General features: G+C 75.3%; 24 protein-coding genes. 9 read left to right on the top strand and 15 right to left on the bottom strand.

Features of this window, described 5'->3' with window-relative positions; all coding sequences use genetic code 11:
• Positions 1-135 precede the first annotated feature (135 nt).
• Positions 136-1,407: a glycosyltransferase 87 family protein gene (locus tag J5O08_RS14440; protein WP_308281634.1), complete on the top strand. Its 1,272-nt coding sequence runs from the start codon at positions 136-138 to the stop codon at positions 1,405-1,407.
• On the opposite strand, the gene J5O08_RS14435 is transcribed toward J5O08_RS14440, so the two are convergent.
• A complete protein-coding gene (locus J5O08_RS14435) occupies positions 1,388-2,335 on the bottom strand; it encodes an LLM class F420-dependent oxidoreductase (RefSeq protein ID WP_218707577.1) in 948 nt (315 codons plus the stop codon). The genes J5O08_RS14440 and J5O08_RS14435 overlap by 20 nt on opposite strands.
• Positions 2,336-2,410: 75 nt before the next feature.
• Here J5O08_RS14435 and J5O08_RS14430 point away from each other — a divergent pair, with 75 nt between their 5' ends.
• Together J5O08_RS14430 and J5O08_RS14425 are read left to right on the top strand one after the other, a co-directional pair.
• Positions 2,411-2,614: a hypothetical protein gene (locus J5O08_RS14430; protein ID WP_308161005.1), complete on the top strand. Its 204-nt coding sequence runs from the start codon at positions 2,411-2,413 to the stop codon at positions 2,612-2,614.
• A gap of 12 nt (positions 2,615-2,626) precedes the next feature.
• Entirely contained in the window at positions 2,627-3,286 is a 660-nt protein-coding gene (locus J5O08_RS14425) for a DUF1684 domain-containing protein (RefSeq protein ID WP_218707575.1), read from the top strand.
• Between the two features lie 19 nt (positions 3,287-3,305).
• On the opposite strand, the gene J5O08_RS14420 is transcribed toward J5O08_RS14425, so the two are convergent.
• A complete protein-coding gene (locus J5O08_RS14420) occupies positions 3,306-3,566 on the bottom strand; it encodes a LapA family protein (RefSeq protein ID WP_147794839.1) in 261 nt (86 codons plus the stop codon).
• 102 nt (positions 3,567-3,668) lie between these two features.
• On the opposite strand from J5O08_RS14420, the gene J5O08_RS14415 reads away from it, so the two are divergent.
• Entirely contained in the window at positions 3,669-4,112 is a 444-nt protein-coding gene (locus J5O08_RS14415) for a GNAT family N-acetyltransferase (RefSeq protein WP_308281633.1), read from the top strand.
• A gap of 22 nt (positions 4,113-4,134) precedes the next feature.
• Here J5O08_RS14415 and J5O08_RS14410 read toward each other — a convergent pair whose 3' ends face one another.
• Positions 4,135-5,172, bottom strand: a complete 1,038-nt coding sequence (locus J5O08_RS14410; RefSeq protein ID WP_218707573.1) for an Fpg/Nei family DNA glycosylase — start codon at positions 5,170-5,172, stop codon at positions 4,135-4,137.
• A 44-nt stretch (positions 5,173-5,216) separates the two neighbouring features.
• Positions 5,217-5,417, bottom strand: a complete 201-nt coding sequence (locus J5O08_RS14405) for a hypothetical protein (protein ID WP_147794842.1) — start codon at positions 5,415-5,417, stop codon at positions 5,217-5,219.
• 142 nt (positions 5,418-5,559) lie between these two features.
• On the opposite strand from J5O08_RS14405, the gene J5O08_RS14400 reads away from it, so the two are divergent.
• Positions 5,560-5,898 (top strand): cupin domain-containing protein, encoded by a 339-nt coding sequence (locus tag J5O08_RS14400; RefSeq protein ID WP_218707572.1) that lies wholly within the window; start codon positions 5,560-5,562, stop codon positions 5,896-5,898.
• 127 nt (positions 5,899-6,025) lie between these two features.
• Complete coding sequence (locus J5O08_RS14395; RefSeq protein ID WP_218707571.1) at positions 6,026-6,742, top strand: hypothetical protein; 717 nt, start codon at positions 6,026-6,028, stop codon at positions 6,740-6,742.
• Between the two features lie 7 nt (positions 6,743-6,749).
• Here J5O08_RS14395 and J5O08_RS14390 read toward each other — a convergent pair whose 3' ends face one another.
• Entirely contained in the window at positions 6,750-7,370 is a 621-nt protein-coding gene (locus tag J5O08_RS14390) for a dihydrofolate reductase family protein (RefSeq protein ID WP_218707570.1), read from the bottom strand.
• Between the two features lie 97 nt (positions 7,371-7,467).
• On the bottom strand, positions 7,468-8,376 hold the full coding sequence (locus J5O08_RS14385) for an SDR family oxidoreductase (protein ID WP_218707569.1): 909 nt from the start codon (positions 8,374-8,376) through the stop codon (positions 7,468-7,470).
• 110 nt (positions 8,377-8,486) lie between these two features.
• On the opposite strand from J5O08_RS14385, the gene J5O08_RS14380 reads away from it, so the two are divergent.
• Together J5O08_RS14380 and J5O08_RS14375 are read left to right on the top strand one after the other, a co-directional pair.
• On the top strand, positions 8,487-9,050 hold the full coding sequence (locus tag J5O08_RS14380) for a TetR/AcrR family transcriptional regulator (RefSeq protein WP_218707568.1): 564 nt from the start codon (positions 8,487-8,489) through the stop codon (positions 9,048-9,050).
• 351 nt (positions 9,051-9,401) lie between these two features.
• A complete protein-coding gene (locus tag J5O08_RS14375) occupies positions 9,402-9,653 on the top strand; it encodes a nuclease (protein WP_218707567.1) in 252 nt (83 codons plus the stop codon).
• 10 nt (positions 9,654-9,663) lie between these two features.
• Here J5O08_RS14375 and J5O08_RS14370 read toward each other — a convergent pair whose 3' ends face one another.
• Positions 9,664-10,059 carry an aldehyde dehydrogenase gene (locus tag J5O08_RS14370; protein WP_374225981.1) on the bottom strand — a complete coding sequence of 132 codons (396 nt, stop codon included), beginning with the start codon at positions 10,057-10,059 and terminating at the stop codon, positions 9,664-9,666.
• 141 nt (positions 10,060-10,200) lie between these two features.
• Between J5O08_RS14370 and yidD the strand changes: the two genes are divergently transcribed.
• Positions 10,201-10,479: a membrane protein insertion efficiency factor YidD gene (yidD, locus tag J5O08_RS14365; RefSeq protein WP_147794851.1), complete on the top strand. Its 279-nt coding sequence runs from the start codon at positions 10,201-10,203 to the stop codon at positions 10,477-10,479.
• A 10-nt stretch (positions 10,480-10,489) separates the two neighbouring features.
• Here the strand turns inward: yidD and J5O08_RS14360 are convergent, their stop codons facing one another.
• The 8 genes from J5O08_RS14360 to J5O08_RS14325 all read right to left on the bottom strand — a co-directional run bounded on the left by J5O08_RS14360 (position 10,490) and on the right by J5O08_RS14325 (position 18,807).
• Complete coding sequence (locus J5O08_RS14360) at positions 10,490-11,197, bottom strand: VOC family protein (protein ID WP_218707566.1); 708 nt, start codon at positions 11,195-11,197, stop codon at positions 10,490-10,492.
• Between the two features lie 43 nt (positions 11,198-11,240).
• Entirely contained in the window at positions 11,241-12,149 is a 909-nt protein-coding gene (gene ppk2, locus J5O08_RS14355; protein WP_217615515.1) for a polyphosphate kinase 2, read from the bottom strand.
• 47 nt (positions 12,150-12,196) lie between these two features.
• Complete coding sequence (locus J5O08_RS14350) at positions 12,197-12,877, bottom strand: DUF6766 family protein (RefSeq protein ID WP_217615514.1); 681 nt, start codon at positions 12,875-12,877, stop codon at positions 12,197-12,199.
• A gap of 85 nt (positions 12,878-12,962) precedes the next feature.
• A complete protein-coding gene (locus tag J5O08_RS14345) occupies positions 12,963-13,382 on the bottom strand; it encodes a hypothetical protein (RefSeq protein WP_218707565.1) in 420 nt (139 codons plus the stop codon).
• A 56-nt stretch (positions 13,383-13,438) separates the two neighbouring features.
• Positions 13,439-14,803 carry a glycoside hydrolase family 30 beta sandwich domain-containing protein gene (locus J5O08_RS14340; protein ID WP_255589918.1) on the bottom strand — a complete coding sequence of 455 codons (1,365 nt, stop codon included), beginning with the start codon at positions 14,801-14,803 and terminating at the stop codon, positions 13,439-13,441.
• Positions 14,804-14,954: 151 nt separating this feature from the next.
• Positions 14,955-16,946, bottom strand: a complete 1,992-nt coding sequence (locus J5O08_RS14335; RefSeq protein ID WP_308281632.1) for a beta-galactosidase — start codon at positions 16,944-16,946, stop codon at positions 14,955-14,957.
• On the bottom strand, positions 16,943-17,845 hold the full coding sequence (locus J5O08_RS14330; RefSeq protein WP_308281631.1) for a carbohydrate ABC transporter permease: 903 nt from the start codon (positions 17,843-17,845) through the stop codon (positions 16,943-16,945). The genes J5O08_RS14335 and J5O08_RS14330 overlap by 4 nt, the downstream gene beginning before the upstream one ends.
• On the bottom strand, positions 17,842-18,807 hold the full coding sequence (locus tag J5O08_RS14325) for a carbohydrate ABC transporter permease (protein WP_218707564.1): 966 nt from the start codon (positions 18,805-18,807) through the stop codon (positions 17,842-17,844). Before J5O08_RS14325 ends, J5O08_RS14330 begins: the two co-directional genes overlap by 4 nt.
• Positions 18,808-18,930 lie beyond the last annotated feature (123 nt).

The raw sequence follows: 18,930 nt of genomic DNA, 5'->3' as shown, positions 1-18,930 counted from the left end.
CCCGTCCGGCCGCGCCCACGGACCGCACGGGCCGCCCGCGTAGGGTGTGGCCCGGCCCGTGACCGTCCGCCGTGGAGGTGCGCCATCGACCGGCTGCTGCGCTCGCGCGCCGCGCTGTGGACCGCGTTCGTCGCGGTGCACGGCTGGATCGCCTACGTCGGGACCGTGCTGATCCCCGCGCGGGCGTTCTGGGACCTCGACCTGTACCGCTGGTGGATGTGGCAGGGCCTGCACCAGGGCGTGTGGCCGGTCCTCGACGGCGACTGGGTCTACCCCGCTGGCGCCGTCCTCCCCATGCTGCTGCCGGCGCTGGTCGACGCCGTGGGCACCCAGCCGTACGCGGTGGCCTGGTCGGCGCTCATCACGCTGCTCGACGCGGTCGCCGTGGTCGTGCTGCTGCGCTGCGCGGGGCGTCCGGCGCGGGACGGCGCAGTAAGGGGCGACGTGGTGCCGCCCGCGCGCGACCCCGCGGTGGGCGCCTGGTGGTGGCTGGCGTTCGTGCTGCTGCTGGGCCCGGTCGCGGTCGGCCGGCTGGACGCCGTGGTGGCGCCCGTGGTCGTGATCGCCCTGGCGGTGGCGCTGCGGCACCCCGCCGTGGCGTCCGCGCTGCTCACGTTCGGCGCGTGGGTCAAGGTCGCACCGGGCGCGCTGCTGCTGCCGCTGGTGCTCGTGCTGCGCCGCCCGTGGCGGGACCTGGTGCTGCCGGCCGCGGCGGTCTGCGTGGCGGTCGCGGGTGCCGTCGCCGCGGGCGGCGGGCTCGGGCACCTCACCAGCTTCCTCACCGAGCAGGGCGAGCGCGGCCTCCAGCTCGAGTCGGTCGCGGCGACGCCGTTCGTTCTCGCGGGGATCGCCGGCGGCGGGGCGCGGGTCGTGCTCAACCAGGAGATCACCACCTGGGAGATCGCGGGCACGGGGACCGCGGCCGTGGCGGGCGCGCTGGGCGTCGCCCTCCCCGTCGCCCTGGCCGCGGTGACCGGGCTGCTCGCGTGGGTGCGGCTGCGCGCCGGCGACCGCCTGGACACGGCGGCGTTCCTGGCGCGCGGGGCGCTGCTCGTCGCCGTGACGCTGATCCTCGCGAACAAGGTCGGCTCGCCGCAGTTCGTCGGCTGGCTGGCGGGGCCGGTCGTCGTCGGGCTGGCCCGGCCCGGCACCGGCGGCCTGCGGTCCTGGCGGGTCCCGGCGGTGCTGGTGCTCGTGATCGCGGGGCTGACCCAGGTGGTGTTCCCGATCGCCTACGACGGGATCACCCTGCAGCAGACCGGCCCGTCGCTGGTCCTGGTGCTGCGGAACCTGCTGCTGGTCGTCCTGGTCGTGGCGGTGGCCCGCGACCTGGTCCGCGCGGGTCGCGCGGGGTCGCGGGCCACCGGCCCGGGCGAGGACGCGCGCGTCAGCGCACCTGCGGCATGACCTCGGAGGCGACGAGCTCCAGGTGGTCGAGGTCGTGCAGGTCGAGCACCTGCAGGTAGACCCGGGTGATGCCCTGCTCGGCGAGCGTGCCGAGGCGGTCGACCATCGCGGTCGGCGTGCCGGCGATGCCCACCGCGCGGACCTCCTTCGGGTCCCGCCCGATGGCGGCGGCCCGGCGGTCCACCTCGGCGTCGTCCTTGCCGCCCGCGAGGACGAGCGCGGCCGACATCGTCAGCGTCTGCGGGTCGCGGCCGATCGCGCGGCAGGCCTCCCGGACCGTCTCCAGCTTCTCGCCCACGACGTCCAGCGGCGGGAAGGTCAGGTTGAACTCGGAGGCGAAGCGCGCGGCCAGCGCCGGGGTCTTCTTCGGGCCGAGGCCGCCGACGATCAGCGGCACGCCGGGCGTCGTCCCGTCGAGCGGCGACGTCTGCACGGGCTTCGGCAGCGCCGGGCTGCGCTTCAGGGTGTAGTGCTCGCCGGCGTAGTCGAACCGGTCGCCCGCGGGCGTGCCCCACAGGCCGGTGACGACCTCGAGCTGCTCGGTGAACAGGCCGAACCGCTTGTCGGGGAACGGGATGCCGTAGGCCTCGTGCTCCTCGGCGTACCAGCCGGTGCCCAGACCCAGCTCCACGCGGCCGCCCGACATCTGGTCGACCTGCGCGACCTGGATGGCGAGCACGCCGGGGTGCCGGAACGTGGCCGACGACACCAGGGTGCCGAGCCGGATGCGGCTGGTCTCGCGGGCCAGGCCGGCGAGCGTCGTCCAGGCGTCGGTCGGGCCCGGGAGCCCGTCGCCGGAGCCCATCGACAGGTAGTGGTCGGAGCGGAAGAAGGCGTCGAAGCCCAGGTCCTCGGTGGCGCGCGCGACGGCGAGGAGGTCGTCGTAGGTCGCGCCCTGCTGCGGTTCGGTGAAGATCCTCAGGTCCATGCGGGCAGCCTTTCACGGCGCGCGGGGTGGGTCGCACCGGGGCCGCACCGGGCCCCGCGGCGGTACGGTCGGGGCGTGCTGCGCGGCATCCGGTGGTCGAGCCTCGCCGTCGTGCTGGGCGCGGGGGCGCTGACCCTCGTGTGCCTGGTGCTGGCGCTGCGCGGCCGCCCGTGGGCCTGGCTCGTCGGCCTCGTGTGCGCGGCGACGGCGGTCCGCGAGGTGCGCGCGCTGCAGCGGCACGACCGGCGCGCTCGCCCGGCCCGGGGGCCCCGCGCGTGAGACGGTGAGGGCATGGTGACGCAGCTCGGCCTGGCCCTCGACGCACTCGCGGTGGCGGACTGGCGGCGGCGCACCGCGCAGATGTACGCGGACGTCCGGCGGATGGCCGAGGACGACCCCGCCGCCGCGCACGCCGAGTGGGTCGCGCGCCGCGACGAGCTGTTCGCGACCCACGCCGCCTCCCCGCTGCACCACGCCGCGAAGGCCGTGTTCGAGGGGCTGTCCGTCGCGCCCTACGACCCCGCCTACCGGTTCGAGGTGCGGGTGCGCGCGACGTCGGCGCAGCGGCTCGAGGTCACCACCGGGACCGACGGCGTCGTGCCGTTCGACCGCGTCGGGCGGGTCGAGCTCGAGGGCCTGGGCTCGCTGTCCGTGTGGGCGCTGCGCACCTACGGCGGCGGCATCTTCATCCCGGTCAAGGACGCGACCGCCGGCAAGGGGACCTACGGCGGCGGGCGGTACCTCCTCGACACCATCAAGCACGCCGACCTCGGCCGGGCCACCGACGGCGGGCTGATCCTCGACCTGAACTTCGCGTACAACCCCTCGTGCGCGTACGACCCGGCGTGGGCGTGCCCGCTGGCGACGCGCGGGAACGTGCTGCCCGCGCCGGTGCCGGTCGGCGAGCAGCAGCCGGACCCGAAGCTGGTGGCGGACTTCGAGCTGGGGTGACGCCCCGGGCGTGCCGACCTCAGCGGCCGCGGCGGCCCTCCGCGCGGCCCGCGCGCCGGATCCGGAACGTCCCCGCCGCGAGGCCGACGAGCAGCATCGCCGCGAGCGCCACCCACAGCGGCGTCGTCACGGTCGTCGCGAGCAGGTGCACCCGCACCGGCTGCCGGTTCTGCGCCACGAACACCACCGCGAGCACGACCAGCAGGATGCTCAGCCAGCGGCGCTGCAGGAACGTGACGACGGGGTTCGGGCGGCTCGTGGGCGTCTCGGTGCTGCTCATCGCGGGCTCCTCCTCGGCGCGGGTGCGTGCGCGGGCGGCCGCGGCCGCCGTGATCCGAGCATGGCGCAGCCGCACCCCCGGCGACCACCTACGCTGACCGGCGTGCCGCTGACGATCGAGACCCGCACCCCCGCCGAGATCACCGCCGCCGAGCTCTACGCCCTGCTGCGGCTGCGCGTCGACGTGTTCGTGGTCGAGCAGACCTGCCCGTACCCCGAGCTCGACGGCCAGGACCTGCTGGACGACTCGCTGCAGGTCTGGGCGCACGAGGACGGCGAGCTGCTCGGCACCATCCGGGTCCTGCGCGCGGGCAGCGACCACCCGGCGATCGGCCGGGTCGCGACCGCCGGGGCCGCGCGCGGGCGGGGCGTGGCGGGCGCGCTGCTCGAGCACGGCATCGCGCTGTGCGGGCCCGGGGCGACCATCCACCTGCACGCGCAGGCGCACCTGGAGGCCTGGTACGGCCGGTACGGCTTCGAGCGCGCCGGCGAGGACTACGACGAGGACGGCATCCCGCACGTCCCGATGGTCCGCGCGCCGCACTGAGGGGCGACGCGGCCGTCGCGGGTCAGCGCTGGCAGGTCGGGCACCAGTACAGCTTCCGCCCGGCCATCTCCTCGACGACCACCGGCGTGCCGCACGTCCGGCAGGGCTCGCCGGCGCGGCCGTACACCCAGTGCCGCTGCGCCTGGTCCCGCAGCGCCTCGGCGCGGCCGGCCTCGTCCAGGTCCTCCCGGGTGAGCATGACGCCCGTGGCGATCCCGTCGGCCAGCAGCGCCGACCAGTCGTCCCAGAGGGCGCGCGCCGTCTCCGCGGGAACCCGCTTGCCGGGCGTGTGCGGGTCGAGCCGGGCGCGGTAGAGCAGCTCCGCCCGGTAGATGTTGCCGATGCCCGCGACGACGGCCTGGTCCATGAGCAGCTGACCCACGGGGGTCCCCCGGGCGGTGAGCCGCTGCACCATGACGTCGGCGGCCGTGCCGGGGCCGGGAGCCACCGCGTCGGCGACCGCCGGGTCCGACTCCCCCGGCTCGCGGTGGGCGGCCGCGCCGGTGGCCGCGGCGACGGCGTGCGGGTCCGCCATCCGGGCGCGGACGTCGTCCTCGACCGCCGGGTCCGGCCCGAGCTTGGCGAGCGCGGCGGCCGTGGCGGCGGGGTCGAGCACCTCGCAGGCCGTCGGGCCGCGCAGGTCCGCCACCGTCTGCTCGGTGGCGAGCCGCACCCGCACCTGGCCGACGGGCTCCGGCGGGAAGTCCTCGGTCTCCGCGCCCTCGTCGCCCTCGCGCTCCCCCTCGCCCATCCGCACCGACCGCCGCACGCGCGGGGCGCCGAGGCTCGCGACCGACCCGCCGCCCTCGGTCAGCGGGGACACGACCCCGAGGAAGTCCCACGCGCCGTACAGGCCGAGGTGCACCCGCAGCACGTGGCCGCCCTCGAAGCCGAGGAACAGCTGCTTGCCGACGGCCGCGGACGTCAGCAGCTCGCGCCCGTCGAGCAGCGCGGCGCCCTGCGCGAACCGGCCCTGCGGCGAGGACACCGCCACGCGGTGGCCGACGAAGTCCCGGGCGAACTGGCGGGCGATGCGGTGGACGGTGTGACCCTCGGGCATGCGCCCAGGCTAGGGGCGACCTCCGACGCCCGCGGCCCGGGGGCTCAGTCGTCCCAGAAGACGGTCCACAGCCCGACGAGCAGCGCGACCGCGGCCAGCCCGACCACCGGCCACACCGCGGCGGACCAGGTCCACGCCGCCGCGAGCTCCTGCACCGCGTCCCGGCCGTGCAGCACGTGCCCGAGCAGCGCGGCCGTCGCCCGGAGCACGAGCTCCAGCGTCACGTCCACGGCGCCGCTCAGCACGGGACCACCCGGCGCGCGGGGGCCCGGTGGGCGGCGTCTCGGCAGGTCACGGCGACCATCCTGCCAGGCACAGCGGGCGCACAGCCAGAACCGGGCCACGACGGGCCTCGGCCGTGCGAGGTCCGCGAGGACGATGACGCGGGTGGACCTCGACCCCGTCGTGACGAACGCCGACCACTACCGCGTCGTGCTCGAGAACGCGCGCGTGCGGGTCCTGGCGTACGAGGACGTCCCGGGCGACCGGACCACGCCGCACGTCCACCCGGACAGCGTGATGATCACGCGGTCCGCGTTCAGCCGGCGCCTGACGGGCTCGCAGGGCGACCGCGACGTCGTCCTGCCCGAGGGGGCCGTGGTGTGGCTGCCCGCCCAGGAGCACACGGGCGAGAACACCGGCACGACGCCGACCCGCGTGCTCCTCGTCGAGCTCAAGGGCGACCCGCCCGCACCCTCCCCGGGCACCGCCCTCGGCCCCGGGTGACGGCCCGCGCCGCTCCGCGGCGTCCGCGTGGACGCGGCGTCCCGGCAGCCGGGCACCGGCCGGGCGCGTCCGACCGCGCCGGTAGGCTGCGGGGACCGACCGCTCGGACCGATCAGGGGGCACGACCATGGCCGCGAGCACGCCGCCGGACACCGCCACGACCGCCGCGCCGGGCGACCGCGCGCGTCGCACCCGGCTGGCCGTCGTGGCCGTCGTCGTGGTCCTGCTGCTGGTCGCGGGAGGCGTCTGGTTCGCCTCCGCGCAGCGCTCCCAGGCGCAGGACCGGTCCGCGCTCGACGACGCTCTGGCCGACCTGGCCCCCGTCGCCACCGAGCTGCAGCAGACGATCGACAGCTCGCACGAGGGGCTCGCGTCCACCGAGGGCCGGCTGCTCGACCCCTCGCTGGGGACCGCGCTCGCCGACGTGCTCGCCGAGGCCGAGGCCCTGGACACCACGGCTCCGACCGAGGGCTCCCTCGCCGAGCAGGCCGCCGCCGTCGAGGAGACGCGGGACGCGGCGCTCGGGCACCTGGCGGCGATCCAGGACGCCACCGGCGCCGTGTTCGAGGACTCGTACGCGTACGACGTGCAGCAGGAGGAGCAGGCCCGGCAGGCCGCGGTCGCCGCGCTGGACGGTGCCGTCGCCGCGGGCCGGCAGGCCCTCGCCGCGGGCGGCGGGGACGCCGACGCCCGCGCCGCTCTCCAGGGCGCTCTCGACGCCGCCGCGACCGCGCGGGCGACCGAGGTCGTCCCCGACGACATCGACTCGGTCATCGCGGGCTCGACCGCTGCGCAGGAGGCCCGGGCGGCGGTCGAGGCCGCGACGGCGGGCCTGGCGGGCTGACGCGACCTCAGGCCTCGTCGGCGAGCGGGACCTCGCCCTTGACGTCGTCGTACCCGTGCGCGTTCGGCAGCTCGGCCGGGGCGTAGACCAGCCGGACGACGCCGGTCGGGAAGATGTCCGACCGGAGCAGCCGCAGCGGGTAGATGGGCGACCCCTCGTCGAACAGCCGCTCGCCGCTCCGCGCGGCGACCGGGTGCACGAGCAGCCGCAGCTCGTCGAGCAGGCCGGCGGCGAGCAGCTGCCGCACGACGGACAGCGACCCGGGCACCACGACCTTGCCGACGCCCGGCTCGGCCTTGAGCGCGGTGACGGCCTCGACCAGGTCGCCCTCGACGCGCTCCGCGTTCCGCCAGCCGAGGTCGGCGGTGCCGCGCGTCGCGACGAGCTTGCGGGTGTCGCCGAGCTGCTTCGCGTACGCCGCGTCGACGTCGCCCGCGGCCTCCCGATCCGGCCACGCGCCCGCGAAGCTGTCGTAGGTGACCCGGCCCAGGAGCAGCACGTCCGCGCCGGCGTAGTCCTCGGTGACCGCGGCGCCCATGTGGTCGTCGAAGTACGGGAAGTGCCACGCCGGGTCGATCTCGGCCACGCCGTCGAGCGAGATGAACAGGGTCGACACGAGGGTCGCCATCGCGGGTCCTTCCGTCGGGCGGGCGACGCGCGCCGCGCGGGTGCTGGACCCCCATGAGACCCCACCCGCGCGGCGCGTGCCTAGACCCCCGCCGCGGTCAGCGGGCGCCGCTGTACGCCCCCGCGGCCAGGTCCTCGAGCAGGGTCGGCCCGGTCGGCTCCCACCCCAGGCGCTCGCGGGTCAGGGCGCTGGAGGCCGGGAGGTCGAGCGCGAAGAACCCGCCGATCCAGCCGAAGTGCGCGGCGGCGTCCTCGGGGGCGACCGACGCCGCCGGCACGCCGACGGCTCGGCCGATCGCCTCGGCGATGTCGCGGGCCGGCACCCCCTCCTCGCCGACGGCGTGCACGACCGGCACGTCGCCCGACGCCGCGGCCCGGCCGAGCGCGAGCGCGACGAGCCGCCCGGCGTCCGAGCGGTGCACCGCGGGCCATCGGTTCGCCCCGTCCCCGACGTAGCCCGCGACGCCGCGCTCGCGCGCCACCCGGACCAGCTCGGCGACGAACCCGTGGTCCCCGTCGCCGTGCACGGTCGGGGCGAACCGCAGCGCCACCGGCCGGACGCCGCGGTCGGCGAGCGCGAGCGCGTAGGTCTCGCTCGCGCCGCGGGGCGCGTCGGGCGCCGAGTACGGCGACGCCGTGCCCTCGGTCAGCAGCCGGCCGGGCGACACCCCGGCGATGCCGGACGCCAGGAGCAGCGGCCGGTCGGAGCCCGCGAGCACGTCGCCGAACGCCTCGACGGCGGCACGCTCGGTGCGGCCGGACGCGGCGTAGTCGCTGAAGTCGTGCTTGAACGCGAGGTGCAGCACGGCGTCGGCGTCCTCGGCGCCGGCCCGCAGCGCCCCGAGGTCGTCGAGGTCGCCGCGGCGGACCTCGACGCCGGCGGCGGCGAGCGAGGCGGCGGACGCCTCCGACCGGGCGAGGCCGACGACGTCGTGCCCCGCGGCGAGCAGCTCGGGGACGGCGGCCGAGCCGATCCAGCCGGACGCACCGGTGACGAACACGCGCATGGGAGTCCTCCAAGGGACGAGCACCCGGGCGAACCCGGGGCGACCGTGATGTCAGTCGCTGTCATCACCGTACGCCTGATGACAGCCGCTGTCATCACTAGACTGGCCGGATGGGACGCTGGGAGCCGGACGCGCAGGGCCGGATGGCGCGCGCCGCGCTGGAGCTGTACGCCGAGCGCGGCTACGAGCAGACGACCGTCCAGGACATCGCCGAGCGCGCGGGCGTCACCGAGCGCACCTACTTCCGGTACTTCGCCGACAAGCGCGAGGTGCTGTTCGACGGCGCGCACACCCTGGAGCGCCTGGCCGTCGCCGGGGTCGCGGACGCGCCGCCGGACGCGGGGCCGCTGGACGCCGCCGGCGCGGGAGTCGTGCGCGGCTGCGACGCGCTCGCCGACCGGTTCGCGCACGCCCGCACCCGCGCCGGGGTCGTCGCCGCCAACCCGGGCCTGCAGGAGCGCGAGCTGCTCAAGATGGCGGCGCTCGGCGCCGCGCTCGCCGGCGCGCTCCGCGACCGCGGCGTCGCCGCACCGGCCGCCGCGCTCGCCGCCGAGGCGGCGGTGGCCGCGTTCCGCGTGGGCTTCGAGGCGTGGGTCGCGAGCGACGGAGGACGGGGTCTGGACGACCACGTGCGGGCCGCGCTGGCGGACCTGCGGGCGCTCGCGTCCGGCTGACGCGTCCACGGTCCGGACGCTCGCACGGGGCCCGCGTCGGCCTCACCAGCGGGGCCGCGCCGACGGCACCGGGCGCCCTTGACACGTCACGCGGGGCTCCCCACACTCGTTCGCATGTCCGCCGTCCTGCACGCCCACGCGACCCCGCTCCCCGCGGGGTCCGTCGCCGTGCCGACGGTGCGGTGCAGCTGTCGAATGTGTCGCTGACGTCCCAGCGGTCCCCCGCCCGCGCCTGAGCGCGCGCCCGGCCGGACCCCGCGTCACCCCGCAGCAGCCGCCCTCCGCGCAGCCCCGGCCCGTCCCGGCGCGCGAGCGCACCCGCACCGCAACGCCGGACCCCAGGAGCCTGAAGTGCCGCAGCACACCCGCGTCGACGTCCTCCCCATCCAGGAGGCCGTCGCCTCCGCCCCCCCCCGCCCCGGGCGCGACGGCCTCGTCGTCGAGCAGGGCGACGCCCAGGTGACGGTCGCCCTGCTCGACGGCGACCTGGTCGTGCTCACGACCCGCGCGACGCCGCAGCCCGGCGAGCCGGCGGCGGTGCACCCGGTCGCCGGGCTGCTGGCGGTGGGCGGCGCCTGGTACGCGGCGCGCCCGTCGGTCTGACCGTCCCCGGTCAGGCCATCGACGCCATCATCGAGCGGCAGGCGTCGACCATCGCGCGGCAGGCCTGCGCGCAGATCCGGCAGTGCTCGGACATCGACGCGTGCATCTCGCACTCCGCCGCGCACGCCTCGCCCACGGCGACGCAGGCCTGCATCATCGCCGACATCGCGGACATGTCGTAGCCCGCGGGCCGCATCATCATCCGCATCGTCGTGGTCGCGACGTCCGCCGTGCTGGTGCACATGGACGCACATCGCGCCATGTTCTCCCCGGCGTCCGCGTCGGCACACATGGTCGCCGCCATGGCCGCGGCCGAGCAGGCCTCGATGCACGGCTGCATCGCGGTCATGTCCATCCCCGTCGTGCCCGCCGGCATCGACTTCATCATGTCCATCATCATGCTCACGGCAGTTCCACCCCTCGTGCGATCGGCTGGTGCTCCGGCACCGTCGACGCTACGCCGCGGGCGCGCGGGGCCACCAGGGGGTGCCGACCGCGGGCCGCCGCTCGCCGCGCGCCCGGCCGAGCCCGCGCCTACCGTGACGCGATGAGCCTCGCCGCCGTCGCCGCCGACCGCCTGATCCGGGTCTACCAGCGCCGCATCTCCCCCCGGAAGGGCTACGCCTGCGCGCACCGCGTCGCGCACGGCGGGACGTCCTGCTCCGAGGCCGTCCGCCGCACCGTGGTGGCCCGCGGCGTGCTGCGGGGCGTCCGGCCGACCGTGGCCCGGTTCGTCGCGTGCTACCAGGCCGCGGGGATGCTGGCGCAGTCGGACGTGCGCGGGGTGTGCTGCTGCGGCGGCATCCCGATCCCGTTCCGGTTCTGACGGCCCTGCGTCAGCCCGCCGCGCCGGCCACGACCTCCCGCGCGTGGGCGAGGTCCGGCTCGACCGCCTCCGCCCGGGCCGCGTCGAGCGGCAGCCCCTCCGCCTCGGCGAGCGTGGCGGCGGCGTCCTCGACCCGGCCCAGCCGCACGAGCAGCTCCGCGCGGTAGGCGAGCGCCCGGACCCGGTCGTCGGCCGGCGCGTCCGGGTGCCGGGTCAGCCCGGCGTCGAGCGCCACCAGCGCCTGCGCGTCGTCGCCGCGCGCATCGCCCTGCCGGGCCGCGACCTCGACGGCCCGCGCCAGCCCGGAGGCCGCGGGCCCGGGCTGCCCGACGTCGGCCTCGCGGTAGAACCGGAGCCAGTTGCCGCCGACGTCCACCACCGTGAACCCGGTGGTGGTGCCCTGCTTGCGCCGCGGCCGCAGCAGGCGCGGGACGCCGGCGACGGGCAGCCGCCCGAGGTGCGCCCGCAGCCCCGCGGCGAACTGCTGGTAGAGCGCCTCCGCGTCGGGCACGACGACGATCACGCTGGCGTAGGAGCCCTCGGGGTCGAAGCCGTCGATGCCCGCGAGGTGGATCTGGATGTCCTCGCACCGCACGACCGCGTGCGGGTTCGGGCGCCGCTGCCGGTACGTGGGGTGGAAGCCGAGCGCCTCGTAGAACGCGACCGCCGCGTCGACGTCGGGGCAGGGCAGGATCGCGTAGGTCCGTTCGCCGGCCATCGGGCCAGGATCGCGGGCGTCGCCGCCCCCACGCAAGGGGCGGCTACTCGTCCGCCGGCTCGTTCTTGCTGCGGATGACGAGCAGCGGGTCCGGCCGGCCGACGACCTCCGGGTCCTTGCCCTCGTAGTCGAACTGGCCGAGGAAGAACCGCATCGCGTTGATGCGCGCCCGCTTCTTGTCGTTGGACCGGATGATCGTCCAGCGCGCGTGCCGCTTGTCGGTGCGGCGGAACATCTCCTCCTTGGCCTCGGTGTACTCCTCCCACCGGTCCAGCGAGGCGAGGTCCATCGGCGACAGCTTCCACCGGCGGACCGGGTCGAGCTGGCGGATGGCGAACCGGGTGCGCTGCTCCTTGCGGGACACCGAGAACCACAGCTTCGTCACGTGGATGCCGGAGTCGACGAGCATCTTCTCGAAGACCGGCGCCTGCCCCATGAACGCCTGGTACTCGTCCTCGGTGCAGAACCCCATGACCCGCTCGACGCCGGCGCGGTTGTACCAGGACCGGTCGAACATGACGATCTCGCCGGCCGTCGGCAGGTGCTGCACGTAGCGCTGGAAGTACCACTGGCCGCGCTCGCGGTCGCTCGGCTTCGAGAGAGCCACCACCCGGGACGTCCGGGGGTTCAGGTGCTCGGTGAACCGCTTGATCGTGCCGCCCTTGCCGGCGGCGTCGCGGCCCTCGAACAGGACGATCGCGCGCTTGTCGTTGTCCTCGAGCCAGTACTGGAACTTCAGCAGCTCGACCTGGAGGCGGTACTTCTCCAGCTCGTAGGCGTCTCGGTCCATCAGGTCGGGGTACGGGTACCCCTCCTGCCAGGTCCAGACCGGGTTGCCCTCGGGGTCGATGAGGTCCGGGTCCGGCGTGTGGCCGTCCCGGACCGTGTAGCCGCTGTCCCGGAGGAACTCGATGTACTCGCGCAGGTCGCGAGGCGGGTTCACGACGGTCATGCGACCACTCTCGGGGGACCCGGGCCGCCGCGCCAGTGCTCGGCGGGTCAGGACTCGATCCCGGTGGCGCCGTGCGGCGCGCCCACGGGCTTGGACTCCGGGGAGCCGCGCTCGCGCAGGTAGATCGCCAGCACGACCATCGACAGCACGGCGAGGAACTCGGACTGCCAGTTCTGCAGGGTCCGGCTCCAGAAGTCGGGCTCGCGCAGGTACTCCGGCCATGTGACCGGGTCCTGGAGGTCGCGCATCTGCTCCTCGGAGTACGCCACCGCGCCGGTCAGCGACTGCACGAACCAGGACAGCAGGAAGATCGAGCCCATCACCAGGGTCAGCGAGTGCGAGTAGACGGACAGCCGCCGGCCCCGGACGCGTGCCCACGGCGGGGACTGCGGGCCGGCGTGCTCCCCGACCGCCTGCTCCTCGTCGGTCTCCCGCCCCGCCTTGTCGAGCGGCTTGGACTCGGGCGACCCGCGCTGCACGAACCAGACGGTCGCGGCGATGTAGAGCAGGAACTGCAGGAACTCGGACTGCCAGTTCTCGCTGAGGTCGACGGCGAACGCCGACGACGTGACGTACTCGGCGAGCGTCACGGGCTCGAGCCCGGCGGCCACCTGCTCGCGGTTGAACAGGGCCACGCCGCTGACCGCCTGCCCGGCCACCGCCGCGAGGAAGATCCCGAGGAAGAACAGGCTCAGCCCGTTCTCCCGGACCCACCGGGGCGCCCTCACCGCCGCACCGCCGCGAGCACGACGCACAGCAGCAGCACGAGGTACGTGCCGCCGAGCACCACCGCGAACAGCACCCGCTGGGACCTCATGCCGCCACCTCGCAGTCGTAGGGGCGGTCCGGGCGCGGGTCGCAGCCCGCGGCGGTCACCACCCACCCGGTGCCCGACCGCGCGAGGAACACGGTGTCGCTGCCGAGCCGCACCTGCGCCTGGCGGCCGGCCACCCGCACCTCTCCGGGCCGGGCGTCCGCGGCGCGCTCCGCGAGGTCGTCGGCGACCGGCCCCTCGGACAGGGCCTGGGCGCACGGGGCCTCCTCGTCCTCGGCGACGCTCTGCGCCACCGACTCGGCGAGCAGCGCGCAGGCGGCGTCCCCGTCGCCGGCGGCCACCGCGGCGGAGAACGCGACCGCGACGTCCCGGGCCGCGCGGGCCGCGCTGCCGGGGCCGCACCCCGCCAGCAGCGCGACCACCAGGGCCGCGCCCACCGGGATGCGCCACCGCCTCATCCGGGCATCGTGGCAGGGGTCGTCCCCGGTGGCGCGCCGAACCGGCTCCGGCGCCCTCAGACCTCCAGCACGAACGTGTTGAGCGAGTCGGCCGGCAGCACCGGCGAGGCGACCTGGTCGCCGACGAGCACCGAGACCGGCATCTCCTCGGAGGTGTCGTTCTGCATGACGACGACGAGCGAGCCGTCGGGGTTGCGGAACGCGACCTGGTTCTCGTAGCCGGCGTAGCTCAGCGTCGGCACCAGGCGGGCGCCCGGCTGCACGAAGTGGCTGACGTGCTTGAGCACGTAGTACTCGTGGCTGTACTCGAACGAGCGGGCCTCGGGGTCGACGACGACGAGCGAGTTCTGCGACCAGCCCCAGCGGCTGACGCCGCCGCGCTCCAGCGACAGGTTCCAGTACTGGTAGGCGTTCGCGCCGTTGTTGAGGAAGTCCCGCATCAGGCGCCACGAGTAGCGGGCGTAGCGCCAGTCGTTCTTGCCGTCGCCGCACTCCTGCTCGGTCTGGTAGAGCCGCAGCTCGGGGTGGTCCTTCTTGAGGAACGGCACGATCGACTTGCCGTGCCACTGGACGCCGATCCCGGTGACCGCCGCGGCGGCCTCCGGGTCCGCCAGCACCTCGTCGACCAGGGCCTCGTTCGGCCGCTCGAGGGTGCCGAGGAACACCTCGACGCCGCGCTCGCGCATCTCGGGACCGAGGTGCCGGAGGAACGCCGCGAGGCCGGCCGGGGTCCAGGTGCAGCTCGGGTAGGGCTGGGCCGAGTTGAACTCGTTCTGCGGCATGACCATGCCGATCTCGATGCCGAGCTCGCGGTACGCGTCGACGAACTTGCCGAAGTAGGCCGCGTAGGTCGCGAGGTGCCGCTCGTCCTGGGTGAACGAGTCGGTGCCCTCGGCCTGGACCTGGTCGGGGCGCAGGCCGTTCTCGACGCCGTTGATCCACGGCTGCACCGACGCGTAGTGCCCGTTGGTCTTGAGCCACTGCGGCGGCACCCACGGCGAGGCCCACAGCTTCAGCGCGCCCTGGTGCTCCTGCGCGGCGCGGATGTAGGGGACGAGCGTCTCGTGGTCGTTCGCGATGCTGAAGTGCTCGAGGTCGAAGTCGCCCGGCACGTCGTCGTAGGAGTAGTAGTCGCGGGCGAAGTCGTTCGCCCCGATGGGCATCCGCCCGATCGTGAAGTTGCCGCCCACCCCGGGTGCGTACATCTCGCGGAAGATCTCGGCCCGCTGGTCGTCGGTCAGGTGGGCCAGCGAGGTCCAGCCGAGCTCGTTGAACGTCGCGCCGAAGCCCTCGATCTCCTGCCGCTCGTCGTCCAGCTGCACGAACACGTCGGGGATCCGGTCGACCGCAGCGGGCTCGACGCCCCCGAGGTCCGTCCAGCGCTCGTGCTCGGTCGTGCTGGTCCAGCTCGCGATGCGCATCGCACACTCCACTTCGTCGTCCACGGGGACCACGGCGGCCCCGGGTCGCGGCAGGGGCGCGCGCCGGTGCGAGGCACTACCTACCGCTTACTAGGTAGTGCGAGGCTACCCGTCTTCCCGACCGCGTGGGAGGTATTGGCGCGTTCCGGGGCTACGGCGCGACCAACGCCGCCGCCGACCACGCCCCGAGCACGAGCGCGCCGGCCACCTCCCGGCCCGTCACCAGGTCGACGGCCGGGGCGGCCAGCGGCACCGTGCGTGTGCCGGGCCCGTGGTTGAGCGCGAACAGCACGTCGCCGCGCCGGGCCAGCTCGACCCCGTCGGGGCACGGGACCGGGTCGAGACCGGCCGCCGCGTCGAGCAGCAGCCGCGCCAGCGCGTCGGCGGGCAGCACGGTCGAGACGTACGACGCGCTGCCGCCGCCCGGGTGCACGCGGCGGGTCACCGCCGGACGGCCCTCCAGCCCGGCACCCCGGTAGGTCGCGAGCACCTCGACGTCGTCGCCCTCCACGCGCAGCTTCTCCGACCAGTCGGCCGCGGTGAACGCGCCCATCAGGCCGGAGTCGACCCGGACGCCCCCGTCGGGCAGCGGCCGGTGCTCCTCCCCCGACGCCCCGAGCGTCGCCGCCCACGGCGCGGGGAACCGCCCGCCGCGGACCCGGCCCTCCTCGTCGGCGACCGCGCTGAACGGGCCGACGACGAGCGCACCGCCCCGCTCCGGCACCCGGGCCACGTTCGCCGCGTCGGCGTCCGAGACCAGGTACAGGCCCGGCACCGCGACCAGGTCGTAGCCGTCGAGGTCGTCGCCGGGGTGCACGACGTCCACGGCGATCCCCGCGCGCCACAGCGGCTCGTACCAGGCGAGCAGCTGCTCGACCGGGCGAAGACGGTCGCTGGGCAGGCCCGGCCCCTCCCCCGCCCACCAGGACGACCAGTCGAAGACCAGCGCGGCCCGCGCGTCGACCCGGGTGCCCACGACCCGACGCAGCCGACGGAGCACGTCACCCTGCGCGCGGACGGCGCGGTGCAGGTCGGTGTCCGGGCCGGCGTGCGGCAGCATCGCGGAGTGGAACCGCTCCGCGCCCGCGGCGGACGCGCGCCACTGGAAGTAGCAGACCGCGTCGGCTCCGTGCGCGACGGCCCGCAGCGAGTCGACCAGCAGCGCGCCTGCCGGCTTCGGCAGGTTGTGCGGCCGCCAGTTCACCGCGCCGGTCGCCTGCTCCATGAGCACCCACGGCCGCCCGCCGCCGAGCGAGCGCATGAGGTCGTGGGTGAGCGCGGCGCGCGCCGGGCTGCGCGGGTCGGCCGGGTCGCCGTACCAGTCGTCCGCGACCACGTCGACGTCGTCGCGCCAGGACCGGTAGTCGACGCCGCGGAAGAAGCCCATGAAGTTCGTCGTCACCGGGACGTCGGGCGTGGCCGCCCGGAGGACCTCCGCCTGGACGCGGTACAGGTCCCGCAGCTGGTCCGAGGTGAACCGGCGGAAGTCCAGGTCCTGCGCCGGGTTGTGCAGGTACGGCACGGCCCGTGGCGGCACGATCTCGGCCCAGCGCGCGTAGTGCTGGCTCCAGAACGCGGTCCCCCAGGCGCGGTTGAGCTCGTCGAGCGTGCCGTACCGCGCACGCAGCCAGTCCCGGAAGGCCGCCGCGCACAGGTCGCAGCAGCACCGCTGCCCGAGCTCGTTGCCGACGTGCCACATCGCGAGCGCCGGGTGTCCGGCGTACCGGTCCGCCAGCACCCGGACGACGCGGAGCGCGTGCTCCCGGAACACCGGGGAGGTCGGGCAGAAGTGGTTCCGGGAGCCCGGGCTCATCCGCACGCCGGACGCGTCGACCGACGAGGTCTCCGGGTGGTCGTGCGCCAGCCACGGCGGGGCCGAGGCGGTGGGGGTCGCCAGGTCGACGGCGATCCCGCCCCCGGCCAGCAGGTCGAGCACCCGGTCGAGCCAGGCCAGCTCGAACCGGCCCGGCTCCGGCTCGAGCGTGCCCCACGAGAACACGCCGACCGTCACCAGGCTCACCCCGGCCTCGCGCATCAGCGCGACGTCCTCCGCCCACACCGCCTCGGGCCACTGCTCGGGGTTGTAGTCGCCGCCGTAGAGCAGGCCGTGCCGATCGGTCAGCGCGCCGAGCCCCGGCCTCACCCCTTGAGCCCGCCGGCCAGCAGGTCCGCCCGCCAGAACCGCTGCAGGAGGAGCACGAGCGCGATCAGCGGGATCACCGACACCGCGGAGCCCGCGATGATCAGCGGGTACAGGTCGGTGTCGCCCGCCCCCTTGGACAGGAACGTGTAGAGGCCGAGCGTGATCGGGTACTTGTCCTGGTCGGACAGCATGATGAACGGCAGCAGGAAGTTGTTCCAGATCCCGACGAACTGGAGCAGGAAGACGGTCACCAGCCCCTGGGTCATCATCGGCAGCGCGATCGCGCCGAACACGCGCAGCTCCCCCGCGCCGTCGAGCCGGGCGGCCTCGATGGTGTCGTCCGGGACGGCCGCCGCGGCGAACACCCGGCACAGGAAGATCCCGAACGGGTTGATGATCACCGGCAGCAGCACCGACCACCGGGTGCCGGCCAGGCCGAGCTGGGCCATCAGCAGGTACTGCGGGACGGCCAGCACGATGCCGGGCACCAGGACGCCGGCGAGGATGCCGGAGAACAGCAGCTCGCGGCCCCGGAACCGGAACTTGGCGAGCGCGTAGCCGGCCATCGCGGACACCAGCGTCGACACGATCGCCCCCACGCCGGCGTACAGGGCGGAGTTCAGGCCCCAGAGCCAGAACTGCCCGCCGCCGTAGGCGCTGAGGTTCGCGAGGTTGTCGAGCAGGCCGGTGCCGGGCGCGAAGGAGAAGGTGGTGAACAGCTCGCGCGGGCTCTTGGACGTCGCGATCAGCACCCACGCCACGGGCAGCAGGGTGTAGACCGCGCCGAGCATGAGCACGGCGGTCGCGAGGCGGGGACGGCGGTGCCGCCGAGGTGCGCGGCGCGGGCTGCGGTCGCCGGTGCGGACGACGGCCGGGGTCCGGGTGTCGACGGCGGTCACGCGGCACCCCCGAACGTCCGGCGCTGGAAGAACCGGAGCAGCAGCAGGGACAGGGCCAGGATGCCCAGGGCCAGCACGACCGACGCCGCGGCCGCGCCCCCGAGGTTGTCGTTCATGAACGCCTCTTGGTAGATCTTCATGAGCGGCACCCACGTCGAGGAGATGGTGTTCGACATCGGGCGCAGGGTGGCGGGCTCGCTGTACAGCTGGAGCGTCCCGATCACGGAGAACAGGCCGGTGAGCACCAGCGCGGGCGTCACGAGCGGGATCTTGATGCGCAGCGCGATCTGCCGCTCGGAGGCGCCGTCGATCCGGGCCGCCTCGTAGATCTCCGTCGGTACCGAGCGCAGCGACGTGTAGATGATGATCATGTTGAAGCCGACCCCCGACCACAGGGCGATGTTGGCCAGCGCGAAGTACAGCGCCGGGTAGCCGAAGAAGTCGACCGAGCTGCCGCCGAGCTCGCGCGCCACGTAGCTGACCGGGCTCGTGCTGGGCAGGTACAGGAACCCCCACAGCAGGCTGGCGATCACCCCGGGCACCGCATACGGCAGGAAGATCGCCGTCCGCGCGAAGCTGCGCCCCGGCACGCGCGGGTGGTCGAGCAGAAGCGCGAACAGCAGGGCGAGGCCGAGCACGCTCGGCACCGCGATGGCCCCGTAGATCAGCGAGCGCCCGAGGCCCGCGACGAACTCCGGGTCGGAGAGCGCGGTCGCGTAGTTCTCCAGCCCGACGAACGTCTCCTCGCGGCGCCCGAACGCGCCGCCGGAGACCCGGTAGCCGCGGAAGCTCAGGTACAGCGCGTACCCGATCGGGATGATCAGGAACGCGGTGAAGAACGCGATCGCGGGCGACGCGAACAGCCAGGGGGTCGCGGCGCGCGCCCGGCGCCGGTGGGACCCCGCGCGGGGCGGGCGGGCGGTGCTGGCGGCCTGGGGTGCCGGGACGACGTCGGTCGACATGGCCCTTCCTCCGGATCGGTCGGTGGGGCGGCGGGGGGCGCGGGGGGGGGCCGCCCCCCCCGGGGGGGGGGGGGGCGGGGGAGCCGGGCGTCTCCCGGTCGGCCCCGCTGGTGTCCGGGGTGG

Origin of the sequence: Cellulomonas sp. PS-H5 (genome assembly GCF_019265565.1) — a bacterium.
Classification (GTDB): domain Bacteria; phylum Actinomycetota; class Actinomycetes; order Actinomycetales; family Cellulomonadaceae; genus Cellulomonas.
This window is presented reverse-complemented; position numbering and strand designations above follow the sequence as displayed.